Source organism: Treponema denticola (assembly GCF_024181645.1).
GTDB lineage: Bacteria > Spirochaetota > Spirochaetia > Treponematales > Treponemataceae > Treponema_B > Treponema_B denticola_A.
Genome location: NZ_CP058624.1, coordinates 2,566,748 through 2,590,826 on the forward strand (window position 1 = coordinate 2,566,748; position 24,079 = coordinate 2,590,826).

A 24,079-nucleotide genomic window follows, 5' to 3' on the forward strand; every position below is an offset into this window, starting at 1 on the left:
ATGGAGATTCTTATGACAGATAAAAGAGAACATTTGATTTCAGGTAATATGTTCAAGCTGATGCTTGAGCTTAGCATTCCGGGTATTATCGGAATGTTTGTCATCAGCTTATACAGCTTTGTGGATGCAATTTTCGTAGGAAGATATGTAAGCAGCGTAGCTTTAGGAGCAATAAGTGTAGCCTATACATTTACACTGATAAATAACGGCATTGCCGTTTTAGTAGGTATAGGTTCCGCTTCGGTTCTTTCGAGAGCAGTAGGGAGAAGCGACCAAGAAACCGTTGATTCTATTATGGGAAACGTCCTTTTGTTGACTCTTCTTTTTTCATTGGGAACTATGACAATCGGATTAATTTTTGCACCTCAACTTTTGGCTCTTATAGGAGCTGAAGGAGAAATGCTCCGATTGGGAGTAAGCTATCTGCGGATTGTATATATCGGTTCACTCTTTGTAAACTTCGGTCAAGCAGCCAACATGGTTATGAGAGGAGAAGGCCGAATGGGTCTTGCCATGCTTTTGATGGGTATAAGTGCCGTACTAAATATTATTTTGGATGCAGTCTTTGTAATTGTTTTAAAAAAGGGACTTGAAGGCGCCGCTATAGCAACCGTAATATCTCAAGTGGTTCTTGCAATCTGTAATTTTTGTTACTTTGCATTCTTCAGCAAAAATGTTAAATTCAAACACTTTAAGCTTCAAAAAAGCATTGTAAAAGAAACCCTTTCAATAGGTTTTTCTGCAATGTTGATGCAGGTCTTTGCCCTTTTACAGCAGGCCGTTATGTATTCTACATTAAAAAGATACGGCGGAGAAGATCAAGTAATTTTAATGGGTGCTTTTTTTAGATATCTAATGTTATCCTTTATTCCTCTTTGGGGCATAAGTCAAGGCTATCAGCCCTTTGCAGGAACCAATTTCGGAGCACAAAAACTTGACAGGGTAAAAAAAGGAACTTTTCTTTTTTACGGCTTCGGATTATTTTTATCACTGATATTTTGGCTGGTATTTTTAATTATGCCTGAACAGGTTTTGGGGCTATTCTTGAAAAATAAGGAGCTTATATCTTTAGGAAGAACGAATGCAATGCTTGCTATTTCTTTATTTCCTTTGTCGGCAATTATGATTATCAATTTAACCCTATTTCAAGCTTTAGGTAAAGCGAAGTATGCAGGTATGTTGGTAATTGCCCGCCAATTTTTACTTTATATTCCGGCCGTATTAATTCTCCCCGTATTTTTGGGAACACGGGGAGTTTGGATTTCAAGCCCGATAATAGACACGCTGGTTACGGTTTTATCAGCATTTATAGTGATTAAACTTTTTAAAAAAGATTTAAGCACTAAAGATAAACCATTGAGTGCATAAGTTACTGTCATTTCACAAGGCGGCCTTTATTCGTGCGGAGGGTTTAATACCCCGACGCTTGCGTCGGGGTTGTTGATTTCGGCTGTCTTGTGAGATTTATATTGTGTAAGCGGGAGAATCTTTTACCGTTATTAAATTATATTTTTAGTATCTATCTAGCGTGCATTAAATTCAAAAGAACCGGATGCTTTGCTGCATTTTATTTTGAGTTTAATTTTTTTATCGTTGTAAGCAGACATATCAATTTCGGTATTTAATATATTTCCGTCTTTATTATTATCAAAAGATGTTATTAACTTATCACCAAAACTTATTTCTGCCGAAATATTACCTGAATCTATATTCCATAAGCATTTTAACTTTTTACCTTCCTTTATTGTAAAGGTAGTGATATTCTCAGAAGTTTTATATTTAAATTTAGCCTTCCATAGATTATTAAAATTAGTTTGGGTCTGCATAATGGCTATATTTGTATCAGGAAAGAAATTTCCGATTTCACCATCCATGGCCGATTTAAAAATATAAATAGATAAGATAATCGAAAAGATCAAACTCAAAAGAGTTAAAACCGCGGCGGCAATAAGAGGCCAGAGATTTGCCTTGTTTCTTTTATTTACAGCATCCGAAATATGAGGCATCTGTCTACCGCAGCTGCCGCAAAACGGTATTCCGGCAGCTTGAATAAATCCGCATGATGTGCATTTTATCCTCTTACTTTTTCGGGCCGCTACAAGATAAAGAACAAGTCCAAGCACTGCCGATAGAAAAAATATAATTAAAACCCAAATCAATGGTTCGTCATTTCTTTCTTGTGCATCTTTATAAATCCAATATGCAATAAGGATGCGGGCAACAAGCGCAAAAGTAGATACTGTAATAATAACAGTAATAAGTGAAACAAAAAACATTTTTCCCTCCATAAAAAAGGCCTCATACTAATATCGTCACAAAAGAGCAAAAGGTTCGAACTTATTTTAAGTTATACAGCCGGACTTGTAATCTTATAAAATATTATTCTTAATTTATAAATCATCTACCATCGCCGACGATTTTGCATAGGCGGTGGACTTGGCTTCAAAGAAGTCGGTCTTAATCAGGTTCGCATTGCTGTACTGACTGACCCAGCTCATAGATTGGGGTTCTTCCTTGTGCCCGTCATAAATGGGTGCAAAGCCGAGGTTTTCGCATCTGAGGTTTCCCAAATATTGAATATAGTCCGTAATCATCTGACTGTTAAGCCCGGGAATGTCGTTTCCTATAACATAATTTCCCCAAGCTATTTCTTGTTCACAGCCTTCCCTTATCATTCCTCTAAAAAGTTCTACATTTTGCGGAGTAAATAGTTGCGGCTCTTCTTTTTGAAGTTCCTGTATCATCGAGCGGAAAAGCCAGAGATGTGTATTTTCATCTCGGTTGATATAACGGATTTCCTGAACAGAACCGGGCATCTTATTGTTTCTTCCCAAATTATAAAAGAACATAAAACCTGAATAAAAATAGATACCTTCCAAAATATAGTTTGCAACGCAGACCTTTAAGAAAGCAAGAGCACTCTTATCGGTTTGAAATTCGTTGTATAAATCACCGATAAATTTATTTCTGCGTAAAAGATGTTCATCATCTTTCCATTGATATAAGATTTCCATCCGTTCTTCGGGAGAACAAATTGTATCGAGCATATAACTGTAGCTTTGCGAGTGGACGGCTTCTTGAAAGGCTTGAATGGTAAGGCATAAGTTTACCTCATTGGCTGTTACATATTGGCCGACGTTGGGAAGATTTGCAGTTTGAATACTATCCAAAAAAATTAAAAAAGAAAGAATTTTATCATAGGCCGTTTTTTCGGGAGCCGATAATTTTCGGTAGTCCTGTACGTCGGTGGTCATATTTATTTCTTCGGGTATCCAAAAATTATTCATAGCCTGACGGTACCAATCGCTTGCCCAAGAATACTTCATATTGTTAAAATCGTTTAGGTTGGTGGTGTTTCCTCCAATCATCTTACGCTTATGAGTTTCTATATCTCCGTTTTCATTAAACAAGGCCTTATGCGGCAAAATAGTTTTTTCCGTTATCATAAATTTTCTCCTTATATTAAATGCTCAAAACTGTCTTCATCATTTTCTTTTTTTTCTTCTATATCCAAAGCCATATCTAAAATCGTAAAGAACAAGATTACAATCATCGGCCCTAAAATAATACCGTCAAATGAAAACATACTCACTCCGCCCAGCATTGAAAAAAAGATTAAAAGAGGATGTATCTTTATTCTATCCTTTAAAAAGAAGGGGCGTAGAAAGTTATCCATAAAGCTGATTATCGAACCTGCAACAACCAAAAAGATAAGCCCCTTTGCAAGGCCGTCCGTAAAGCATAGCCCGACTCCTACAGGAAACCAAATTAAACCGCAGCCGACAAGGGGTAAAAATGTACTAAAAAAGGTTAGAATTGCAAGCAAGAGTGCGCTTTGCACACCGAATATAAGATAAACTATAAAAGATGCAAGACCTTGATAAAACGAAACAAGAAAAAGTCCCTTAAAAAGATTGGTTGTAATTTCGCCTATTTTAGAAAAAAGTTTATTTGATGTTTCATTCTCTATAGGAATGGCATGTTTTAACAAACTGAAAAGATAAGCTCCGTCTACATAAAAAAAATAAAGAGCAAAGGCAAAAAAAACAAGAGATAAAAAAAACGAACCGGCATTTTTTACAAGGCTTGTTGCATACCGCAATATTTTATCCGAAGAAGAAGATAAAAGACTTAAAAATTCTTTTTGCAAATCAAGGTTGGAAATATCTACCGTTCCCATAGATAAACGGTTTACAGCTGCGGCTATATCATTTTTTGAAAAACCCGAATCTGCATTGTTTATGTTTTCTAAAAAGCTCTGAATATTTTGAACAAGGATTTTCCCTTGCCCGAATATTTTTATCACAACAAAAAACAAAACACCGGCAACAACAAGAACCGTTATTATTGCAAAACTGCCTGCAAGCAATCTTTTTTTTATCGGGAAAGTTTTTTTCTCTTTATTCATCCTAGATAGTATTTTATTATATAAGGGCCTTACCAAAACATAAATTACTGCCGACCATAATAAAACGCTTGCGTAGGGCAAAAATAATTTACCCACAAGAATCAACATTCCTGCAAGTAATACGAAGAACGAAATAGTTTGAAGTCGGTGCTTGTTTTCTTGGTACATTAGTTTCTATTTTCCTTTTCTATATCCAAAAAGTATTTTACGGTTTTTACTTTAAGTTCATCTGTTGCAGCATCATCACAGATTATAATGGATTTAGGATGAAGTTGTAAAGCACTTACAGTCCAAACATGGCTTACCCCCCCTTCGACGGCTTGATGAACAGCCTCAGCCTTAGCATGTCCGGTTGCCATTATAAGAACCTCTTCGGCATCCATAATCGTGCCGATGCCTACAGTCAAGGCTGTCTTTGGAACAAGGTCTTCATTTCCCTCAAAAAAGCGTGAATTCATTATGATGGTATCCCGCGTTAAGGTTTTTTCTCTTGTGCGGGAGGTTAATGAAGAATAGGGCTCATTAAAAGCTATGTGCCCGTCTGCCCCTATTCCGCCTAAAAATAAATGGATTTTTCCATAAGAGCGGATAGCCTTTTCATAGTCCTCACATTCCTTTTTCTTATCTTTGGCCATTCCGTTTAAGATGTGAATGTTTTTAGGCTCAATGTCGATATGATTAAAAAAATTATCCATCATAAAATAATGATAGCTTTGAGGATGGGAGGCTTCCAAGCCTACATATTCATCCATATTAAAGGTAACTACATGCTTAAAGGATAGAATACCTTCTTTATGCTTTTTTATAAGTTCCTTATAAACCCCTAAGGGAGTAGAACCCGTCGGAAGTCCTAAAACAAAGGGCTTTTCTTTTGTAGGTTTAAATTCGATAATTTTATTGCAGATATAATCGGCAGTCCATTTTGAACAATCTTCATAACTGTTTTTTATGATAAGTCTCATAGAGTCTCCCTCTTAGATTAAAAATCTAAGACCTAAATAATACAAAAAAACTTAAAATTAGTAAATAAATGAGGATAAATTCTTAATTTTATATAGGCAATCATTCATTATTGATAAAATTTTATTTTTTTTATCTTAACAACTTGAAAAAAATTTAGAAATATGATATCTTATACAATCATATCTTAACTGTATATTTTATAAGCATACTATTTATAAATCGTAATCAGAATACTCTAAATAAGACAGGGAGCCTATTATGGTAAACTTAAAAAATCACCGAAGTGAGGCGGGTTTTTCTATTTTGAATAAACTTGTTATTTTTTTCGGTATATTGGTTTTGATTGCATGTTTTATACTGGGAGCTGCTGCATTATATATTGCAAAAACACCAATCCATGAATTAACAAGCAGCATACGGATATTAAAAAACACTATGAAAATTTTATGGGTTTTGATGGTTGTAATGTCAATCCTTGCTACTATTGTACTATCTCTTACAATATTAAGATTAAGACCGATAAAAAGAAAACAAGAATTATCTTATCTCTCTACTCATTTTAATAACACCATAGTCAAAATAGGTGATTCTGTAAAGCTATTCGATACGAACACCGCCGCGGTGCAACAAATGGGTAACAAACTTGTGTCCGACATTAAGGAAACGGCAAGTACAATCAATCAGATACAGACTCTTGCACAAGCAGAAAGCATCACTGAAACAACGGAGAATTAAAAAAACTTATCCTTGACAGCCAAAAAGAAATTGTGTATACTAAATAAAAATAGCATTGCTATTTTTATTGGAAGGCGGTTCGTTTATGAGCAAAAGTGAAGATACCAAACAATTGATTTTGGATACGGCTAAGCGGGAGTTTTTGGAAAAAGGCTACAGCGCTGCCTCTGTCCGCACGATTGCAAAGAAAGCCGGTTTAACGACCGGTGCGATTTTTCGGTATTACGCGGATAAGGCCGCTTTGTTTGAAGCCCTTGTCTCCGAAGCGGCAGACGGGCTGGTCAAGCAATTTAAGGCGGCCCAAGAGGCGCACTTTGAGTTGATTCCTCAAGAGCGGACGGCGGAAAGCCGAGATTTATCGACAGAGTATTTACGGCACTTTGTAAATTATGTGTATGACCGTTTTGATGAATTCAAGCTGGTACTTTGCGGCGCGGAAGGCACAAAATACGCAAATTATATCCATGATCTGGTGGAACTTGATGTGGAGCGTACCGAAACATATTACCGGCTCTTGCGGGAAAAGGGAAAAATCAAAGGGAACATCAGTTATGAACTTCATCATATGATTACAAGTGCCTATTTTACCGCAGTATTTGAAACCGTAGTACATGACATGCCAAGAGAACAGGCGATGGGATATGTAGAAGAAATCGCAGTTTTCTTTAATTCAGGATGGGAGGGGCTTTTAAAGCTGGTATAACGATAAGTTAAAACCGTCCAAAATATATGGGTGTTCTTTTATTGAAAAGTATGATATAATAGAACAATGGATTTTGGTTATATTTCAGTTCATATAGATGATTTTACTCCGTGTATAAAAGACAATAAAACTGGTGAACTTATAGACACTGAAGTTATCCGAATAAAAAGAAGTTCTTTTTTGGAAAAATACAATAAGAAGAATGGTTGGTATATAGACTGGTCCGAATTAACAAAGAACTCTGAAGTTTACGCTCTTGTAGTAAAAGGAACTGTGGATATTCAGGGATTGGTTTCACTTCAAAATAATCCAAATGCAGGAGCACTTTACATTCAGTGGATGTGTTCTGCTCCTCAGAACAATAAACAGTTGACTGATGCACCAAAGTATTCCGGTATCGGCGGACATCTGTTTGCTATTGCTGGAAAGAAATCTTTTGAATACGGCTATGATGGCGATGTGTTCGGATTTGCTGCAGATGAAATACTTTTGCAGCATTATGTAGAAAAACTTGGAGCAGAGCCAATTTGTATGCTGCATCAATTTCACTTTGGAATATTCGGTGACCAGATGAAAAAACTTATGGAGGTTTACAAGTATGAATGGACAGATGAACAATTATAATTATTATATGCAAAAAAATTATTCTCCTATAGATGTGAATACTCTTCCGAATTTTATAGATATGCGAGCGATGCGCAATTATGCAAAAGAAAAAGATATTGAAATTTCAGAATTAACATATGCTGAAAAGGAGAAATTCTTAAAAGTAAATCCAACAAATAAAGAAGCCTCCGGTTTGTAAAAAAAGACAGGAGAAAAAAATGGATTCAAAAAGAACAGGAGCGTTTTTAATTGATTTTAATCAAAATGATAAATTAGTTAATCAACTCAATTTTATTATAGAAATAGATAAAGTTAAACATATTTTCCGGCAATCAAAATTATTTAATTCCAATAGATTTGAAAATGATGCCGAACACTCTTGGACAATTTCAATAATGTGTATTTTGTTAAAAGAATATGCCAATTTTGAAGTTAATATCGAAAAAGTTATTTCAATGCTGTTAATCCATGATATTGTTGAAATAGATGCCGGTGATACCTTTTTATATTCTTCACAAAGAGATGAATCTTATAATAATGAAAAAAAAGCAGCGGATAGAATCTTCGGTTTATTGGAACCGGATCAAAAAAAATATTTTTTAAGCTTATGGGAAGAATTTGAAGAAAGGAAAACGAATGAAGCAAAATTTGCTTCCGTATTTGATAGATTAGAACCGATAATTCAAAATTATATGTCTGAAGGTTATTCTTGGAAGAAAAATAACATAACATATGATATGGTAATAAATAAAAATATGCATATTAAAGACGGCTCGGAAAAAATATGGAATTTTGTCCTGCAATTATTGGAAAAAGCCGTTGAAAAAGGATATTTAATCAAATAACAGAAAATTTATAATTACAGTTTTAGCAGTAGTCTGTACTTTTCAGTTTTTCCATTATTTGTTATATATGGGTAAAACTATCACACTGTACGCAATTAAATTGTATCCCATATGAGCAAGTATACAAGAAAATATTGAGCCTGTATGAAAATAAAGTAAGCCTAAAATCACACCACAAATAAATGAAGGAACTATTTGGGCTATATTGAAATGGAGCATAGCAAAGAGTGCTGCAGATATAAGTAAGGCAACAATTTTTCCATAATTTATTGATAGACCCTCAAGCAGAAATCCTCTCATTAAGATTTCTTCAAGAATAGGTGCAAGTATGCAAAAATCAAGTAAACCGATAATTGGTGCAGCTCTTATTGATTGAATTGTTTGTTGATAATTTTCTCTGCTTGATGGAAAAAAACTTTCAAATATAGGATCTAATCCTTTATCTAAAAGGAAATAGAACAATATGGAACAGCCTACAGCTAATATTAATCCTTGAAAAGAAATATTCGTAAATAAATTAGGTCTGAAATTTGTTTTTCTCATTAGTAAAACAAGGAATATAGTCATACACAAAATAACAGTAATTATGTTCAAAACTCTGCTATGTTCAGGGGCTATCTTTCTCCATATCGAAACATCAAGAATAGTATACAAGATCATAAAGCCAAACCAAACAAGCACCCACAAAATGCCTTTTCCTATAGATATCCCATTGTGCATAAAATAAGTTCCCTCCGTATAACTTTAACCTAAGTATTCTTTTCTTTTTATACCATAAATTCTCAATAATATCCACAGGAATACCCTATTTTTCACTATTTGCCTGCATTATATCATCCTAAATTCATTTTTTTCTACTACATATTGATAATAATACTCGGTAAATTATTAAAAAAATAGCATTGCTATCTTGACAGTCAAAAAAGAATTATGTATACTAAATAAAATAACACTGCTATTTTATTTAGTAGGAGACAATAATGAAAAACTCTGAACATACAAATCAAAAAAATGCTTTGCAGTATCTATTTGAGCTTGCAAAACCGTGCAAGGGTCTTCTAATAAGTTCCGTGATTTTTGCGGTTTTGGGAGCAGCGGCTGGAATTGTTCCATACCTTGCCGTATCCCGCCTTATCATTCGGATATGCGCACAAAATTATACCTTACAGGCAATTTTTGTAACGGCTCTTATCGCTCTTGGCGGGTATCTTGGACAGTTATGTTTGTCAACACTTTCTACGATACGTTCTCACCGTGCGGCCTTTACCGTGCTGAAAAACATCCGTATGCAGCTGACGGCAAAGCTCTCCCGCGTTCCGATGGGTTTTATATTGGATACCCCATCCGGTAAATTCAAAACAATGCTGGTCGATACGGTTGAAAAACTGGAATTACCGCTTGCTCATATCATACCGGAGCTGACGGCTAATCTGCTTATTCCCTTTTTAATGTTAGTCTATTTCTTTTATCTTGATTGGCGGTTAGCGCTTACTGCTTTTGCAACTTTTCCGCTTGGTCTTATTTGTTATATGGGGATGATGAAGGACTACGAAAAACGGTATGCAAAAGTTCTTACAGCAAGTAAAAATATGGATGCCGCAACGGTTGAATACATCGGCGGAATTGAAGTGATAAAAGCCTTTAATCAAAGTACTGCATCATATCGGAAGTATACCGAGGCAATAGCGGAAAATGAAAATGCAAAAGCCGAATGGTTTAAAAAGACCAATCCCTACTACGCTGCAGGAATTGCAATTGCTCCTTCCAGTTTGTTAGGTGTGCTGCCGCTCGGCTGTTGGTTTTTCATACACGGGAGTATATCCGCCGGAAGTTTTATATCGTGTATCATTCTGTCGCTCGGTCTTATTGCACCGCTCATCCAGGCGCTGCGTTACACGGACAGCCTTGCAATGGTAGACTCTACCGTAAAAGAAATTGCAAAACTTTTGGAAGCGGAAGAAATGAATCGTCCGAAAGAAGTTATACCGCTTAAAGAAAATACTATTGCATTTTTGCATGTGTCTTTTTCATATAGCGATACGGAAGTTTTGCACGACATTTCATTTCAAGCGGTTCCGAATGGGATGACTGCATTTGTCGGCCCGTCAGGCTCGGGAAAATCTACCGTCGCCCGTTTAATCGCCTCGTTTTGGGAAGCAAGCAATGGTTCGGTTATGATAGGCGGCTGCGATGTACGGAACATTCCGCTTTCGCAAGTGATGGAACGGGTCGCTTATGTTTCACAGGATAATTATTTATTCCATTTATCCATTCGGGAAAATATACGGATTGGGAAACCGAACGCTACGGATGCCGAGATAGAACAGGCTGCAAAGAAAGCAAGCTGCCACGATTTTATCAGCGCACTTCCTCAAGGGTATGATACGGTCGCAGGAGACGGAGGGAATAATCTTTCCGGCGGAGAGAAGCAGCGCATTGCAATCGCACGCGCAATACTAAAGGACAGCCCTATCATTGTGCTGGATGAAGCGACCGCTTTTACCGACCCCGAAAATGAAGCTGTCATTCAGCGTTCCATCGGAGAACTGGTCGCAGGAAAAACATTGATAGTCATTGCGCATCGGCTTTCGACTATCACGATGGCAGATAAAATTATCGTTATGAATCACGGACGCATTGAAGCGGAGGGGTCTCATCAAGCGCTGTTGGAATCGTGTGAACTATATCGCACGCTTTGGAATGCGCACATCAGCGTAAGCGATAAAAAGGAGAACGGTTTAACTTCGACCGCTGCTTTAGGAGAAATTGTATGATTAATATGTTTAAACGATTGTTGCATTTTTCAGGTGTAGAAAAAAGAAGATTGATACTCTCTTTTATTTTTCATATCGGTAATTCGTTTTTTGAAATGCTTCCCATTATGGCAATTCTGACGGTTCTCTCCGGAATCCTTTCCGCCATTTCAGGAAATGGAATGCCGTACAAAACGATTTGGGGCTCATTCGCAATTATGCTGCTCAGTGTTGTAGGGAAAATCGTTTTTATCAATATAGCTTCTATAAATAGAACATTGGGAAGTTTTGCCATGTGCAGCGAGTGGCGGATGAACCTCGGCGAAAAATTAAAGCGTGCACCGATGGGGTATTTCAGCGAGCATCGATTAGGAGACATTACCGCTGCGGTTACCACCACGCTCGGCGATCTTGAAACAAGTGCGGTAACGGTGCTGGAGGCGGTCGCCGGCGGATTTATTCATGCCTTTGTTATCAATATATGGTTGTTGATTTATGAATGGAGAATCGGATTGCTGATGCTTGCAGGTCTTTTAATCTCGTTCTTTATTTATGCAAAAACACAAGCCGCGGGAGAAAAATATTCACCGCGCAGGCAGGCAGCGCAGGCACAACTAGTAAACGGTATTTTGGAATATATCCAAGGGATGACGGTGGTAAAAGCATTCGGACTCGGCGAGCAATCCGGTAAAACGGTTGATGCAGCAATCAGTGAAAGCGCGGCGGCAAATATCATTTTGGAAAAAATCTTCTCCGAACTCGCAGCTGCTTTTCAAACAGTCTTCAAAGTAGTTAGAGCTGCGATGCTGGTTACGGTTCCATATCTTTTAATGCATGGAAATATAACACCTGAAAAGTGTTTGTTGCTGACTGTCGCAAGTTTTATGATTTATGCAACCGTAGAACTTGCCGGAAGTACGGCAGCTGTTGCACGGGTAGTTGATGCCTCTCTTGACCGGCTGGAAGAAATATCGGATATGCCGCTGTTGGATGAAAACGGTACGGAGCATATTCCGAATAATTATGACATTACGGTTCGGAATATTTCTTTTTCTTACGATAGGGATGACACAAAAGAAGTGATACGGAATGCCGATTTTACGGTGCCGCAGAAAACAAGCTGTGCGATTGTCGGTCCGTCCGGTTCGGGAAAAACAACTCTGTGTAATTTAATTGCGCGCTTTTGGGACGTCGACGATGGTGAAATTTTACTCGGCGGTATCAACGTTAAGGATTACACGTGCGACAGTCTTTTAAAAAATTTTTCTATTGTGTTTCAGCATGTATACCTATTTGAAGATACGATAGAAAACAATATCCGTTTCGGTAAGCCGGATGCAACGATGGACGAAGTGATTGCCGCAGCAAAAAAAGCTTGCTGTCATGATTTTATTTCTGCACTGCCGGACGGGTATCAAACTAGAATCGGCGAAAACGGAGCAACTCTGTCGGGGGGAGAAAAGCAGCGTATCTCCATCGCGCGGGCAATTCTTAAGGACGCGCCCGTTGTTATTTTAGACGAAGCGACTGCCAGTGTCGATCCTGAAAATGAACACGAGTTGCAAACAGCTATCGAGGAGCTGACAAAAAACAAAACACTCTTGATGATTGCGCACCGGTTGAATACGGTACGCAAAGCGGATCAAATTATTGTGCTTGACGAAGGGCGCATTGTGCAGCGGGGTACTCATGCTGAGCTTATGCAGCAGGACGGACTATACCGGAGATTCGTCGGCATCCGTGAAGAAGCAATCGGGTGGAAGATTGATCGGAGAAATGTATGAAATATAAAAGATTTTATTCGCACAGAGGCTTTATTGATTCAGGGAAATTAACGCCGCACATATTAAAGCATATAGACACAATCTATAAAGAAAAAATGCAACTTCTTATTCAGGAACTCGATCGCGGAGCATGGACAAAAAAACAAAAGAAGCGTCAAAAGAGCAGTATCATATCAAACATAGCGCTTTATAAAACTTTTATCGACAATGGGATTCCTGCACAAGAGGCAAAGGAATTTGTAAAAGAATATTCTTTTTATATTGCAGGAAAAGCACACCGTATTTTGAACGCATTGTTCCATATTCCCGGTTTTTTTAAACTGTTCCGTTTTTTTATGAGAAAGGGAATGACCGGTGAAGAAATTTGGATAAGTAAAACATTAGCCGACAATGCGAATGAGTATTCTACGGATGTTTTAAAATGTCTTTGGTTTGATACCTGCACCCATTTTAACTGCCCGGAAATCTGTGAGATATTTTGTTTATGCGATCATATCGTCTTCGGAAATATAAAAAAATTGCAATTCGACAGAAGCGAAACCTTAGGAATGGGCGGTAAAAAATGCGACTTTTGTTTTCATTCTAAGACAAAGACCGTGAAGAGGTTTTAAACTCATGGCCTAAACCACGGCGGCCTAGACATTCAATGCGATATAGACAGGATATGATTTATAAATTTCTATTATTTTATGTTGCAATAAGTTATTTTTTGCTATATAATAAGGAATAGCTGAAGTGGATGTTAGAACTATACATAAATATGGAGTTTAAAGGAGGACAGTATGACGAATGAAATCCCTTATATGCAGGCAAGTAAAAACATAACTGCTATTCTTGAAAAAATGATGCACGCTGCTCAACCAACAACTTTTACACTTGATTTTTTAAAGGATCTAGGCTTCCCAAGTTCAAATGATCGTGGAGTTATAAAGATGTTAAAATATATCGGACTACTAGATCAAAATGGTAAACCTCAAGAGGCATATAGAAAGTTCTTAGATCAAACACAATCAAAGTATGTATTAGCAGAACAGTTGCGTATTGCATATGATGACTTATTTAATGCAAATAAACATGCCGATGAAATGTCTATAGCAGAACTTAAAGGATGGTTCCGAACAAAGACTGGTGTCAGTGAGGCTGTAGCAGAAAAAATAGCAACTACTTTTAAAACTTTTGTTGATTTCGCGGATTTTTCTCGTGGAAAACAAGTTCACCCAATCAAACATGACAAAGTACAATCTGAATCATCTATACCATTGGTTCAAAGTACCAATGGTATAGATGATAATAATAGAATTGGTCTTGTCTATAGGTTTGAAATACATTTACCTGATACACAAAACATCGATACATATAGGGCGATATTTAAAGCATTAAAGGAAGAGCTAATAAAATGAAGGACTTTGATTCTTTTGTTTTACGCGGTATATTTACCTCATATGCAATAAAAGATATGCAAGCTAATGGAACTTTGGTATCACCAACATTAACACATATAGAGAAAAAAGAAATTGATTTATATTCATCTTTACCTGAAAAAATACGTTCTGGTTCTCTTGAAATGTCAAAATATTACAGATATTTGTTTGCCCTTGAAAATACATTGCGTGATTTTATTAATGATGTATTTACCGAAAACAAAGGTATTGATTGGTTTGATACAATAGCATCATCGGATATGAAACGAAAAATTCAGCAGCGAAAGGACAAAGAAATAAAAAACAGATGGCATATTGGAAGAAATCCACAGTCGATATATTATTTAGATTTTGGTGATCTTGGTTTGCTAATTACAAACAATTGGGAACTCTTTAAATTCTCATTTCCAGATCAACATTGGATCAACAACAGAATGAATGAATGTGAACGTTCACGAAATGTTATAGCTCATACGAATATAATAGATTCACAGGAAGCTGAACGATTGACAATGTATTTGCGAGACATTATTAAACAAATTGCATAATTGTAAAAATTCTAACACCCGCTTCAACCTGACATTGCGGACAAGTCGCAAATGCAGGTTAAGCGATAGTTATACGGACGCCCCACTGGAGCGCTTGGAGGAAAAAATACAAAATGGGTTTTAATGTTTTTTTACTAATATCATTTTATTTTTTTATATTCATTCTTCCTGGAGCCGGAATAATTTTTGGTATTATAGAACTTAAAAATAAAATCTCAAATAAGAACGCTGTTTCTAAAAAGAGAAATAATAGATTTGGTATCTATGGTATTGTTTCAATTCTTTTTATAATTTTTCTTCTTTTTTTCCCTATCCATACAGTCCTCTCTTTAAAATATTCAAAACCAGAATCTTTATTAAACTATTTTGAAAAAAACTTTGATTATTTTGAAAAGTACAGTTTTGGTTATATGACATATACCGCAGGAATATCATGGTGCCGTCTTGGAAAAGAAAGAACTCCAAATGAAAAATATAATGGATACATGAAAATTGAATTGGAATATAGAGTAGGAACATTATTTAATATATATCCGGATAAAAAGTTTAATAATATAATTGTTTATTCTGAAAATGATATAATTACAAATAATCCAAGACCTGAATTATTCAAGAAAATCGAACCGACAAGTCATGAGAATTGGTATTTTGTTTATGTAACTGATGACTATGTTTATTTCTAATGAAAATTTGTTTTAATTATAAAATGAAATTAAACTTTAGAGCTTGAACGAAGAAGCAATTGGATAAATGGGACATAACATAAAGCAAGTCGAGCTTGATTTATGTTATGTATTTGACTTTAGGATGAAGCAAGGAAGCGATAGTATGTGACTTTTATTGCTTGGGAAGGTTTTCAAAGAAATGGAAGTGTCGCTTCTAAAATATAAATCTTTTTTTAGGAAGAGAATATAAGAAATAGTATTTCGAAAAGAAATATTTTCGCCTAACACCCGCTTCAACGCTGACATTGCGGACGAGACGCAAAATAGTTTAAGTAGTTGTTAAACGGATACGACATCGGCGTACTAATTTTTAGGAGGAAGAAAAAAATAATCTTATTTTCATTGTTAATATTTACTTCAATTCCAGGCTTTTCTTATAACTATAGAGAAATTCTTTTTGGGAATAATTATAAAAATATCACAGAATGTACGGATGATGAAATATCAAAAATATATGAAAATAGAGCAAGGCTCGGACAATGGGTTTATATAAAAGTTAATGGGGTTTTCCATGAAATATCATATGGATATATTTATATAAAGTTATTGATTCATTTAATGAAAAATCTAAGGCAGTTACCTTAAAAGATAAAAATCTTGAACCGCAGATTATAAATTGGATTGATTATGGTTTTTATGTAAAGGAATTTTATAAAATTTATGATCCGGCCTTTATAAAACCTTTATGCATTCATAATATTTTTTTCAAAAAAATCGATTGCGTTTTTAAAATCCTTTTCGTTCGGTCTGTTCTTGTTTAAACCGCCGATGAGTTTTAAAGGGCCGAAGGTATCAAAGCCTTTACAGCCGAATATGCCCATACAGATTTTTCCGTTTTGTTCGGTTTTTTTGCGCAAAGTTTTTTCAAAACCGGCATTAACCGCGCCGGCGGTGTAAATAAAAAACAGCTTTTGTACACTGCTCACAAGCGCTTGTTCAAATAACTTATCGACCGGTTTTGCAAATTTAAAGTAAAAAATTCCTGAAGCAAAACCGATTGCTTCATAGCGATTAAAATCATCGGGATTAAAATCGCCGGCCTTTATCAAAACCGTTTCAGGAAACTTTTCCTTTATTTTATTCAGAACCTTTTCGGTATTTCCATGATGTGTTGAACTGTACACAATACATACGTTACTCATAGCAGATCTCCTTTATTATTTATATAGCCGTATTTTTTAGGATATATGGCCGATATATCTTTTTCAAAAACAATATTTCCATCGTTTAATCTTTTTTGTGCAACCGTTCGGTATGCAAAATCGATTGCGTTGCAGCCGCAGTTATAAAAACACTCTCCGCATAATATACAATTTTTTTGATTTTTTATCGATACCCTACCGTCTGTAAATATAAAATTATTAATGGGGCACACTGAAATACATTTTTTGCATGCACTACAGTTTTCCCGTATAATCGATACGGTTTTAAACTTTCCGTGTATTTTTTCCTGCGAAAGTAGCTTCAGCATAAAGCGCATTGGACCTTTGGTATAGGCAAAAGAAGCACTATTGTCTTTTATGTGTTCTTTATGTGAACACAGAGCAAACACTTTATTTACTGCCGTTTCTATTAAACCTTCTTCCATATCGCCGGGTTTGTTCTCCAGTATTTTGGTATGGAAAAATCTGCTAAGTGTATGAAGCGAAGCAAGCTTTATTCCCAAAACCGGTACATATTTTTTCTTCTTTAATGCCCTTCCCATTTCTTCCAATGCGATAAACGAATGTGCTCCTCCATAAGTAATAAACGGAACTGCAATTTTTGAACGTTGTTGATCCGGCAAAGGCAGCGATTCGAGGATGCTCATTATATGGCTTTCAGCGTGTCCTGCGTATACCGGCGCTCCTACAAAAAGTACATCGAAATCTTGTAAGCGTTCTTCCAAGATTTTTTGCCTTTCGGATTTTGAGGCAAACAGCAGACTGTCATCTTTTGTAATATTTATGATATCCGCCGTGCCGCCTTTATCTTTAATTTTTTTCTGAATCATATGTGCAGCAATCAATGTATGTCCTGACGGACTGAATACTATGATAACAGCTTTCATAATAAACCCTCCTTAAAATTGAACAGCTGAACAAAATATCAATTTTGGAAGCTGTTTAATTCGTACGCGGTAGCGTACATACAATATGCGATGTTTGCGATTAGCAAACTCGCCCGTGTTTTTAAGCGGCGTAATAATGCCGCTTAAAATAAACCCTCCTGTGTACTTAAATCGGGGATGTTGTTGTCTACCAATTCCGCCAAACGTGCAATTGCATCAAACTCCTTTTTTTAAAGAGAACTCAAATATGCTGCAAGTTTCTCGTTAAAACCGGCATGGAATTTTTCGTGATTGTTATATGCAACGGTTCCTTCTTTTGTCAGCTTAAAATAAACGGTTTTTTTGTTATCCGCTTTTTTATATTTTTCTATCAATTTTTTCTTGAGCAGCTTATCTGCAACTTGTGTTACGGCACCGTTTGTAATGCCGAGTTTTTCCGAAAGCTCGGAAGCGCTGTATCCGCCGTCTAAACCTATTGCTTCTATAAAATGAATTTCACTTTGGTACAATTTATGCTGCGTACCGAAAGTTCTGGGCTTTTTATCGTTAGCGTTTACTTTGTACTGAATTTTTGCCGTCCGTCGTATAAGGCTTTCTACATCATTCATTATATCTTCCTTAAAATTCGACAACCCAGCCTTTATCAAAAGGCGAGGATTGGCGAATTGCCGCACTTTTGTAAGGCGATGGCCTAAAAAAGCACATACAATAACGCGACGTTTGCGTAAGCAAACTCGCAGCGTTTTTAGACAATGCCAACTGCATTGTCTAAAATAAGCCTTTCTTTTTCTTTTAGCTGCTAAAATAAATATACATCAAAACACTTTCTTTGTCAATATGTTTTAGTAACTAAAATATATTGATGTAAGTCTATAATTGCAGAGATATCATTTTCCTTAAATATTAAAAAATAACACCGCTATCTTGACAATCAAAAAGAAATTATATATACTAAAAATAACATTGCTATTTTTTATTAACGGCGAAATATTGTGTTTTGCCGGAATCCGTAAATAAACAATCAGAGGAAAAGAATGGATATAAAAGATTTAATGAAAAAATGGTCTGAACAGGCAGAAAATATGCGGATGTTTCACATGCAGGAATTAAAAGAAAACGGGAGTGAATGGAAAAAACTGCTTCAGGAAAATCTCAAGGACTGCAAGGGAAAGAAAGTTTTGGATGCAGGGTGCGGTACAGGTTTTTTAGCTATTCTGCTTGCACAAGACGGCTGGGAAGTTACAGCCATAGACAGCAGCGAAGCGATGCTTGAAGAAGGAAAAAAAACAGCGAAAGAATTGGGGCTTTCTGACAAAATCACCTTTTTGCTTAAAGATGCTCATTCAACGGGTTTTCCTGAACGTTTATTTGATGCTGTGGTTTCCAGACATGCTTCATGGCTATTCACTGCACCGGAAACCGTATACAAGGAATGGAAAAGAATACTAAAGCCTGAAGGAATCATGCTGAACATTGACGCTAATTGGCTTAAACCGATATGGAATACAGATGAGTTTGAAAAATTCAAATCATATGAAGCGGAGCTTGTTAAGCAATACGGCGAATTCAGAGATTATTATCATGATGAACAGATGATAAACATTCTGAAAAAATTTCCGCTTGCCTACATAAATCGTCCTGAATGGGATGAAAAAATGCTGAAAAAAATCGATTTTAAAGAAATTGCGAGCAGCCTTCTTTCCAAAGAGAAATATATGGATGCTTTTCAAACGGCAAGGTATAAAACCATACCTATGTTCGTGATAAAAGCAAAAAACATAGAATAAATAGAAAAATAGGAGATTTAAATGAATAAAAAAATGAACACAACAGCCAAATGGACGATAAAAGATGTAATAACTACGGTTTTATTAAGTGCTCTTCTTGTCGTTATGCAATTTATTGTAAATATGGTGTGCATGGCAAACCATTTTGTCAGTATGACGCTATCAGTCGGTTTTTCAGTATTTATCTGTGCACCGGTTTATTTTCTCATGGTACAACGGGTGGGAAAACGGGGTGTGTCTTTTATCTACATGACACTTCTCGGCATCATTTTTCTAATAATGGGAAACTGGTATTTATTGCCGTATTACATCGTTATCGGCTTAATATGCGAAGCCGTTTTATGGAAACATGGAGCCTATCAAAATCCGCACCGGCTTATGGCTGCATGGACGGTTTCCAGCCTGTTATTTAACGGAACAAATTTGCTTCCGATCTGGTTCTTCTGGGATGCTTATTATGCCTTTGCCGTTTCAAGCGGGATGAGCCAAGAATATATCGACTCATATGTTCGGTATTTTACCGTTCCTTATTGGATTATTTTTATCGTTGCGTTTACAACCGTCTGCGGTTTTGCAGGAAGTCTGATTGCTTCAAGGCTGATAAAAAAACATTTTGAAAAAGCGGGCGTATTATAAAAACATTTGCAAAAAGCTCATCAGAGTTTTTAAAAATGCCTTGTTAAAAAATTAAATGAAAAAGGTTTCAAAAGATTTTACGGCTCCGGTAAAATTGTGGACGCTTTTGTGCGTTATTGTAAGCTCATTTTTTATCGCCGATTACAGGATAAACGGTATTCTTTCGCTTATCGGACTTTTATATCTTGCCGTCCAGTGTAAATGGCGGCTGCTGATATCATTCGGTCTCTTTTATGCGCTGCTAATGTTTCTCTTAATAGGTATCCGCCGGTATGGCATTAGAACAATCATCATACCGGAGTTCTATATTTTTTTATGTTGGAACCTCTTACCTGTTATGCTTATAGGATGGGATGTGATAACAACGCCGCCCGGAGAGATTGCAGCTTTCCTTTCCCGTATCGGAATGCCGGTCTCCGTTATTTTAGGACTGCTCGTCATCTTCCGTTTTATACCGGTGATGAAAGCGGAAGTAAAAAAGCTCCGCCTTTCAATGAAAACCAAAGGCCTTTTGGACCCGGCCCGCATCCTAACTCATCCCTTAGAAACGGGAGAATATGTGCTGATTCCTCTGCTTTTACGCTGCATTCAAATTGCCGATCAGCTCGCAGTCTCGGCAGTTGTGCGGGGTATTCAGTGTCCGGTAAAACGGAGCAGCTATTACGGAAAAAAGATGCAGACTTTCGACTATATAGCTGTTATCGTGTGGAGCACTACCACGGCTGCGGTTATCATGGTAAGGAGTCTTGCTTAATGATACATATGGAAAATGTAAGTTTTCATTATGAAAACAGTGAAAGAGGTGTGTCGGACATAAACCTTACAATTAACGAAGGCGAATGTACGGTTCTAACCGGCCCGTCGGGCGGCGGTAAAACGACAATATTGCGCCTTTTAAACGGATTAGCACTGGGCTATTACAGCGGAACACTTTCAGGACATATCTTTATCGGCGGAAAAGATATGTCTTCTACCCCATTATGGGAGCGCGGCAAATTTATAGGCAGCGTATTTCAGGAGCCGCAAAGTCAGTTTTTTTCTTCCGAGCTTGCAGGTGAGATTGCTTTTTCATGCGAAAATTACGGGCTGGCACAACACGAGATCATCGCCCGCACGGAGGGGGCAATCGAAGCGTTTCATCTTGCGGCATTACGAGACCATACGCTTGACACATTTTCAAGCGGAGAAAAACAGCGCGCTGCAATCGCTTCGGTCTATGCCCTATCGCCTTCAATATATGTATGTGATGAGCCGACTGCCAATCTCGATGAAGAAAGCGCTATAAGGCTTTCTCATGTTTTAAAGAAGCTCAAAGAAGAAGGGCGTACTCTGATTATTGCAGAACATAGGTTAAGCTGGCTGTATGGAATTGCCGACCGTTTTATCTATATAGATGGAGGAAAAATACAGTGGGTGCGTACGGCTGAAGAAATGCAGAAAATGACGCTTGAGCAAAAAAAGCTTTTTGGATTGAGGTCATTTACGCCTGCTTTAAAACCGGCTCTTCCCCCTCCTTCATCAAGAGCCTTATCTTCCGGTACGGCAAATGAACCCTTACTGCAAGCAGACGGGATATACCGCAAAGAAAAGGGGAACCTTATTTTGCAAACAATATCTTTTTCCGTATGGAGCGGACAGATTATTGCGCTTACCGGTAAAAACGGAGTTGGAAAAACAACGCTCGGCCTTATTTTGAGCGGGCTTAATAAAGAGTCGGGCGGCACGGTATTCCTCAACGGAAAAAAATGCGGACTTCGGGCGCGACGCAAAGCGGTATGGTACAGCGCCAACGACACTGGAACGCAATTTTTTACCGAAAGCGTTTCCGAAGAAATTTTATTGAGTATGATGAACACCCCTGATAAGCTTGAACGGGCGCGGAATATCTTACAAACTATGGGGCTCTACAATCTCAAAGATGTTCATCCTGCAACGCTTTCCGGCGGACAAAAACAGAGGCTTTCCGTTGCCTGCGCCCTGCTGTCCGGCCGCAGCATACTCATTTTCGATGAGCCGACCAGCGGTTTGGACGGCTATCATGCGGATATCCTTGCAAAAGCTTTTTTGGATGCGGCGGCTTGCGGTAAAACGATTATCATTATTACTCACGATTTTGAACTTATCACTGCTTGCTGCAGCTCCGAAATCGTGCTTGAGGGAGAAGCTCAAACGAAATAAAACTTATTTTTTGATATGTCCCCTTGCAGCAATTATTTTTTGTGCAGTACGGTTTCCTATACTTGTTTTTTTTATTTCTCACGCCTAAACAAATACATGTTATTTTATTCATTTTTTCTCCAGACATCCTATTTCTTTTTTGATTATACCATAATCCTAATATTTCAAAATCTTCACAGTCATATTTATTTATGCTTTTTAACAACAAGACCTTAATCTCTTCAAACGGTATTTATCCTAAAAATCCCGTGTTAGGTCAAAAATTTCCAAGAGTTTTTCTTTATTGATAGATAGAGAAAGCGGTATTAAATCTAAAAGTTCTGTAAGAGCACAATAGATATCCTCTCTTTCTACTGTTTCAATAAAATATTTGCGTTTGTCCATCTTATTAAAGGCTTCAGTGTATGTCCTCACCAAAGCTTCGGCAGTCCGAGCAGCTTCGATCGGCGAACTTTGTCCCAATTTGAGAATTTCGGCTCTTGTTTTTTTATATAAATCTGCTGCTTTCTTGGCATTCGCTGCAGAAATATTTTCTTGTCCGTCCCATGAACGGAACGGATTGTCAAGGTTTTGCGCCAACCATTCCGGTTTTCGCGGCTTTTGTATCCAAAGATCAAGCCCCTCTTCTTTTCTCTTTTTATAAAGCTGTTTAGCTTTTTTGGCTGCATTTTCCGGCAGGCTGCTCATCCAAAACCAATGTAAGTTAGGTAAACGTTCCGGCTCCGGAATGTCTTCGGCAGAAAAACCGAATAAATCAACCGTAGTAAAGCCCTCCAGTTTTGTAAATCGGGATAGCATAGAAAGGTTAGAAAGAATACCTGGTTTTCCCCATAGCCGCAATTCCTTCAGCATCGGATATGCTTTTAAAATCTCGGCTACATCAAGTTCTGTAATCTCTGAGCAATGCAGTTTGCCCAAGTCTTTTAGCCCCTGTATTTTAGGCACTATTTCAGTTGATGTTAAAAGTAATAAAGCTCCGTTTTCAACAGCATGTATTTTACAGTTATTTGTTACTTCACCTAACAGAATAAGTTCTTCCAACTCGTTATTCAGATAAAGATCTTCTACACCGTTCATATCAATGGAAAGACTATGTAAATGCGCATTGGAAAAATCCAATTTTTTTTGTTGATGATTTTCAAGTACCAGCTCATCTAAAAATGGACATGATTGTAAATATTCATATAAACCGATATGCCATTTTTTACATGCCAAATAGGATAAGCATGGAAAGGCTTTTAATTCCAGCACATTTTCAAAAGGAACATCATCATGTATACGATATCTGGAAACGGCCATTTCTTTTCCGGCAAATATAATTTTTTCCTTACTGCTCTCCGCTTTTTTAAACGCATCTCTTTGCTCTTTAGGAATCTCCTGCCATTTAAGTTGACGATATACTTCGTATCCGTTTCCCCAAGACCTTGCATAGGTATTTGTGCTTTCATCGGTTAATGGCTGCATGTTACCGATTAACATATGGTTCGCAGGCACCATGACATCAACATTACAAAGATGCAGGCCTCGTTCCCAGTACATAAAGTCCTGATAAAGCGGCTTTAGTAAAGGTAATTCTTCCTCTTTGAGAGGCTGTTCACCCGACCAATCTAACCAGAGCAGCACTGCTTTCGGTTTTTTCTCACCTTCCTCTATCTTGGTTATTTGGCACGCAGTATATTTTTTTAAATGTGAATTATACACACAGTATACATCGCCGGTTTTCGCTTTCATTATCGGAATTCTCCTTGTCATTTTTTATTTTCTATAAACATCTGATTGCTTTTTTAAATTTTATAGCGGATTATAATTTTTTTCCGTAAGATAATAAATAAAAATCATTGCCGCCCCCTTTAATATCAAAAGTTATAGATAATATATCATATATTTTTTACCTTTACAATAGAATGATAAAAAAGAAGACCTTGACAGTACAAAAA

The 24,079-nt window shown here is 37.0% G+C and carries 24 protein-coding genes and 1 pseudogene; 16 read left to right on the forward strand and 9 right to left on the reverse strand.

Annotated features, from left to right (window positions below):
• The first annotated feature begins 12 nt into the window (after nt 1-12).
• The gene (locus HO345_RS12080; protein ID WP_253683112.1) at nt 13-1,368 is read left to right on the forward strand and encodes an MATE family efflux transporter; all 1,356 of its coding nucleotides are present in this window, start codon (nt 13-15) and stop codon (nt 1,366-1,368) included.
• A gap of 155 nt (nt 1,369-1,523) precedes the next feature.
• Here HO345_RS12080 and HO345_RS12085 read toward each other — a convergent pair whose 3' ends face one another.
• From HO345_RS12085 to nagB, 4 genes are all read right to left on the reverse strand, one after another.
• Nucleotides 1,524-2,276: a hypothetical protein gene (locus HO345_RS12085; protein WP_253683113.1), complete on the reverse strand. Its 753-nt coding sequence runs from the start codon at nt 2,274-2,276 to the stop codon at nt 1,524-1,526.
• A 114-nt stretch (nt 2,277-2,390) separates the two neighbouring features.
• A complete protein-coding gene (locus HO345_RS12090; protein WP_253683114.1) occupies nt 2,391-3,446 on the reverse strand; it encodes a ribonucleotide-diphosphate reductase subunit beta in 1,056 nt (351 codons plus the stop codon).
• 11 nt (nt 3,447-3,457) lie between these two features.
• Nucleotides 3,458-4,576 carry an AI-2E family transporter gene (locus tag HO345_RS12095; RefSeq protein ID WP_253683115.1) on the reverse strand — a complete coding sequence of 373 codons (1,119 nt, stop codon included), beginning with the start codon at nt 4,574-4,576 and terminating at the stop codon, nt 3,458-3,460.
• Nucleotides 4,576-5,370 (reverse strand): glucosamine-6-phosphate deaminase, encoded by a 795-nt coding sequence (gene nagB / locus HO345_RS12100; protein ID WP_253683116.1) that lies wholly within the window; start codon nt 5,368-5,370, stop codon nt 4,576-4,578. The genes HO345_RS12095 and nagB overlap by 1 nt, the downstream gene beginning before the upstream one ends.
• A 259-nt stretch (nt 5,371-5,629) precedes the next feature.
• Here nagB and HO345_RS12105 point away from each other — a divergent pair, with 259 nt between their 5' ends.
• The 5 genes from HO345_RS12105 to HO345_RS12125 all read left to right on the forward strand — a co-directional run bounded on the left by HO345_RS12105 (nt 5,630) and on the right by HO345_RS12125 (nt 8,260).
• The gene (locus HO345_RS12105; RefSeq protein ID WP_253683117.1) at nt 5,630-6,106 is read left to right on the forward strand and encodes a chemotaxis protein; all 477 of its coding nucleotides are present in this window, start codon (nt 5,630-5,632) and stop codon (nt 6,104-6,106) included.
• Nucleotides 6,107-6,191: 85 nt separating this feature from the next.
• Nucleotides 6,192-6,809, forward strand: a complete 618-nt coding sequence (locus tag HO345_RS12110; protein WP_253683118.1) for a TetR/AcrR family transcriptional regulator — start codon at nt 6,192-6,194, stop codon at nt 6,807-6,809.
• A gap of 66 nt (nt 6,810-6,875) precedes the next feature.
• Nucleotides 6,876-7,433, forward strand: coding sequence for a hypothetical protein (locus tag HO345_RS12115; RefSeq protein ID WP_253683119.1), 558 nt, complete (start codon nt 6,876-6,878; stop codon nt 7,431-7,433).
• Nucleotides 7,408-7,614, forward strand: coding sequence for an HMG-CoA synthase (locus HO345_RS12120; protein WP_253683120.1), 207 nt, complete (start codon nt 7,408-7,410; stop codon nt 7,612-7,614). The genes HO345_RS12115 and HO345_RS12120 overlap by 26 nt, the downstream gene beginning before the upstream one ends.
• A gap of 19 nt (nt 7,615-7,633) precedes the next feature.
• On the forward strand, nt 7,634-8,260 hold the full coding sequence (locus HO345_RS12125; protein WP_253683121.1) for an HD domain-containing protein: 627 nt from the start codon (nt 7,634-7,636) through the stop codon (nt 8,258-8,260).
• A gap of 54 nt (nt 8,261-8,314) precedes the next feature.
• On the opposite strand, the gene HO345_RS12130 is transcribed toward HO345_RS12125, so the two are convergent.
• Nucleotides 8,315-8,980: a CPBP family intramembrane glutamic endopeptidase gene (locus HO345_RS12130; RefSeq protein WP_002687402.1), complete on the reverse strand. Its 666-nt coding sequence runs from the start codon at nt 8,978-8,980 to the stop codon at nt 8,315-8,317.
• Between the two features lie 260 nt (nt 8,981-9,240).
• Between HO345_RS12130 and HO345_RS12135 the strand changes: the two genes are divergently transcribed.
• From HO345_RS12135 to HO345_RS12160, 6 genes are all read left to right on the forward strand, one after another.
• Complete coding sequence (locus tag HO345_RS12135; protein WP_253683122.1) at nt 9,241-11,034, forward strand: ABC transporter ATP-binding protein; 1,794 nt, start codon at nt 9,241-9,243, stop codon at nt 11,032-11,034.
• Nucleotides 11,031-12,797: an ABC transporter ATP-binding protein gene (locus HO345_RS12140; protein WP_253683123.1), complete on the forward strand. Its 1,767-nt coding sequence runs from the start codon at nt 11,031-11,033 to the stop codon at nt 12,795-12,797. The genes HO345_RS12135 and HO345_RS12140 overlap by 4 nt, the downstream gene beginning before the upstream one ends.
• Complete coding sequence (locus HO345_RS12145; protein ID WP_253683124.1) at nt 12,794-13,408, forward strand: L-2-amino-thiazoline-4-carboxylic acid hydrolase; 615 nt, start codon at nt 12,794-12,796, stop codon at nt 13,406-13,408. Before HO345_RS12140 ends, HO345_RS12145 begins: the two co-directional genes overlap by 4 nt.
• Nucleotides 13,409-13,579: 171 nt before the next feature.
• On the forward strand, nt 13,580-14,197 hold the full coding sequence (locus HO345_RS12150) for a DUF5343 domain-containing protein (protein ID WP_253683125.1): 618 nt from the start codon (nt 13,580-13,582) through the stop codon (nt 14,195-14,197).
• Nucleotides 14,194-14,766, forward strand: coding sequence for a Swt1 family HEPN domain-containing protein (locus tag HO345_RS12155; protein ID WP_253683126.1), 573 nt, complete (start codon nt 14,194-14,196; stop codon nt 14,764-14,766). The genes HO345_RS12150 and HO345_RS12155 overlap by 4 nt, the downstream gene beginning before the upstream one ends.
• 113 nt (nt 14,767-14,879) lie before the next feature.
• Nucleotides 14,880-15,449: a hypothetical protein gene (locus tag HO345_RS12160; protein ID WP_253683127.1), complete on the forward strand. Its 570-nt coding sequence runs from the start codon at nt 14,880-14,882 to the stop codon at nt 15,447-15,449.
• Nucleotides 15,450-16,174: 725 nt separating this feature from the next.
• On the opposite strand, the gene HO345_RS12165 is transcribed toward HO345_RS12160, so the two are convergent.
• The 3 genes and pseudogenes from HO345_RS12165 to HO345_RS12175 form a co-directional block, all read right to left on the reverse strand.
• The gene (locus tag HO345_RS12165; protein ID WP_253683128.1) at nt 16,175-16,633 is read right to left on the reverse strand and encodes a flavodoxin family protein; all 459 of its coding nucleotides are present in this window, start codon (nt 16,631-16,633) and stop codon (nt 16,175-16,177) included.
• The gene (locus HO345_RS12170) at nt 16,630-17,541 is read right to left on the reverse strand and encodes a 4Fe-4S dicluster domain-containing protein (protein ID WP_253683129.1); all 912 of its coding nucleotides are present in this window, start codon (nt 17,539-17,541) and stop codon (nt 16,630-16,632) included. The genes HO345_RS12165 and HO345_RS12170 overlap by 4 nt, the downstream gene beginning before the upstream one ends.
• A 143-nt stretch (nt 17,542-17,684) precedes the next feature.
• Nucleotides 17,685-18,149: pseudogene (locus HO345_RS12175) on the reverse strand (MarR family transcriptional regulator).
• Between the two features lie 426 nt (nt 18,150-18,575).
• Between HO345_RS12175 and HO345_RS12180 the strand changes: the two are divergent.
• From HO345_RS12180 to HO345_RS12195, 4 genes are read left to right on the forward strand one after another with little or no spacing between them, the layout of a single operon-like run.
• Entirely contained in the window at nt 18,576-19,328 is a 753-nt protein-coding gene (locus tag HO345_RS12180) for a class I SAM-dependent methyltransferase (RefSeq protein WP_253683131.1), read from the forward strand.
• A 21-nt stretch (nt 19,329-19,349) separates the two neighbouring features.
• On the forward strand, nt 19,350-19,964 hold the full coding sequence (locus tag HO345_RS12185) for an MptD family putative ECF transporter S component (RefSeq protein ID WP_253683132.1): 615 nt from the start codon (nt 19,350-19,352) through the stop codon (nt 19,962-19,964).
• 55 nt (nt 19,965-20,019) lie between these two features.
• Nucleotides 20,020-20,718, forward strand: a complete 699-nt coding sequence (locus HO345_RS12190; protein WP_253683133.1) for an energy-coupling factor transporter transmembrane component T family protein — start codon at nt 20,020-20,022, stop codon at nt 20,716-20,718.
• Nucleotides 20,718-22,142: an ABC transporter ATP-binding protein gene (locus HO345_RS12195; protein ID WP_253683134.1), complete on the forward strand. Its 1,425-nt coding sequence runs from the start codon at nt 20,718-20,720 to the stop codon at nt 22,140-22,142. Before HO345_RS12190 ends, HO345_RS12195 begins: the two co-directional genes overlap by 1 nt.
• Nucleotides 22,143-22,379: 237 nt before the next feature.
• On the opposite strand, the gene HO345_RS12200 is transcribed toward HO345_RS12195, so the two are convergent.
• Nucleotides 22,380-23,873, reverse strand: coding sequence for a gliding motility protein (locus HO345_RS12200; RefSeq protein ID WP_253683135.1), 1,494 nt, complete (start codon nt 23,871-23,873; stop codon nt 22,380-22,382).
• Nucleotides 23,874-24,079: the final 206 nt, after the last annotated feature.

Bases quoted from the DNA above. Each gene is read 5' to 3' on its own strand.
- HO345_RS12125 (WP_253683121.1), top strand. From the start codon at position 7,634: ATGGATTCAAAAAGAACAGGAGCGTTTTTAATTGATTTTAATCAAAAT.
- HO345_RS12110 (WP_253683118.1), top strand. From the start codon at position 6,192: ATGAGCAAAAGTGAAGATACCAAACAATTGATTTTGGATACGGCTAAG.
- HO345_RS12120 (WP_253683120.1), top strand. From the start codon at position 7,408: ATGAATGGACAGATGAACAATTATAATTATTATATGCAAAAAAATTAT.
- HO345_RS12105 (WP_253683117.1), top strand. From the start codon at position 5,630: ATGGTAAACTTAAAAAATCACCGAAGTGAGGCGGGTTTTTCTATTTTG.
- HO345_RS12150 (WP_253683125.1), top strand. From the start codon at position 13,580: ATGACGAATGAAATCCCTTATATGCAGGCAAGTAAAAACATAACTGCT.
- HO345_RS12180 (WP_253683131.1), top strand. From the start codon at position 18,576: ATGGATATAAAAGATTTAATGAAAAAATGGTCTGAACAGGCAGAAAAT.
- HO345_RS12115 (WP_253683119.1), top strand. From the start codon at position 6,876: ATGGATTTTGGTTATATTTCAGTTCATATAGATGATTTTACTCCGTGT.
- HO345_RS12085 (WP_253683113.1), bottom strand. From the start codon at position 2,276: ATGTTTTTTGTTTCACTTATTACTGTTATTATTACAGTATCTACTTTT.
- HO345_RS12145 (WP_253683124.1), top strand. From the start codon at position 12,794: ATGAAATATAAAAGATTTTATTCGCACAGAGGCTTTATTGATTCAGGG.
- HO345_RS12140 (WP_253683123.1), top strand. From the start codon at position 11,031: ATGATTAATATGTTTAAACGATTGTTGCATTTTTCAGGTGTAGAAAAA.
- HO345_RS12170 (WP_253683129.1), bottom strand. From the start codon at position 17,541: ATGAAAGCTGTTATCATAGTATTCAGTCCGTCAGGACATACATTGATT.
- HO345_RS12135 (WP_253683122.1), top strand. From the start codon at position 9,241: ATGAAAAACTCTGAACATACAAATCAAAAAAATGCTTTGCAGTATCTA.
- HO345_RS12200 (WP_253683135.1), bottom strand. From the start codon at position 23,873: ATGAAAGCGAAAACCGGCGATGTATACTGTGTGTATAATTCACATTTA.
- HO345_RS12165 (WP_253683128.1), bottom strand. From the start codon at position 16,633: ATGAGTAACGTATGTATTGTGTACAGTTCAACACATCATGGAAATACC.
- HO345_RS12160 (WP_253683127.1), top strand. From the start codon at position 14,880: ATGGGTTTTAATGTTTTTTTACTAATATCATTTTATTTTTTTATATTC.
- HO345_RS12190 (WP_253683133.1), top strand. From the start codon at position 20,020: ATGAAAAAGGTTTCAAAAGATTTTACGGCTCCGGTAAAATTGTGGACG.
- nagB (WP_253683116.1), bottom strand. From the start codon at position 5,370: ATGAGACTTATCATAAAAAACAGTTATGAAGATTGTTCAAAATGGACT.
- HO345_RS12095 (WP_253683115.1), bottom strand. From the start codon at position 4,576: ATGTACCAAGAAAACAAGCACCGACTTCAAACTATTTCGTTCTTCGTA.
- HO345_RS12080 (WP_253683112.1), top strand. From the start codon at position 13: ATGACAGATAAAAGAGAACATTTGATTTCAGGTAATATGTTCAAGCTG.
- HO345_RS12090 (WP_253683114.1), bottom strand. From the start codon at position 3,446: ATGATAACGGAAAAAACTATTTTGCCGCATAAGGCCTTGTTTAATGAA.
- HO345_RS12195 (WP_253683134.1), top strand. From the start codon at position 20,718: ATGATACATATGGAAAATGTAAGTTTTCATTATGAAAACAGTGAAAGA.
- HO345_RS12130 (WP_002687402.1), bottom strand. From the start codon at position 8,980: ATGCACAATGGGATATCTATAGGAAAAGGCATTTTGTGGGTGCTTGTT.
- HO345_RS12155 (WP_253683126.1), top strand. From the start codon at position 14,194: ATGAAGGACTTTGATTCTTTTGTTTTACGCGGTATATTTACCTCATAT.
- HO345_RS12185 (WP_253683132.1), top strand. From the start codon at position 19,350: ATGAATAAAAAAATGAACACAACAGCCAAATGGACGATAAAAGATGTA.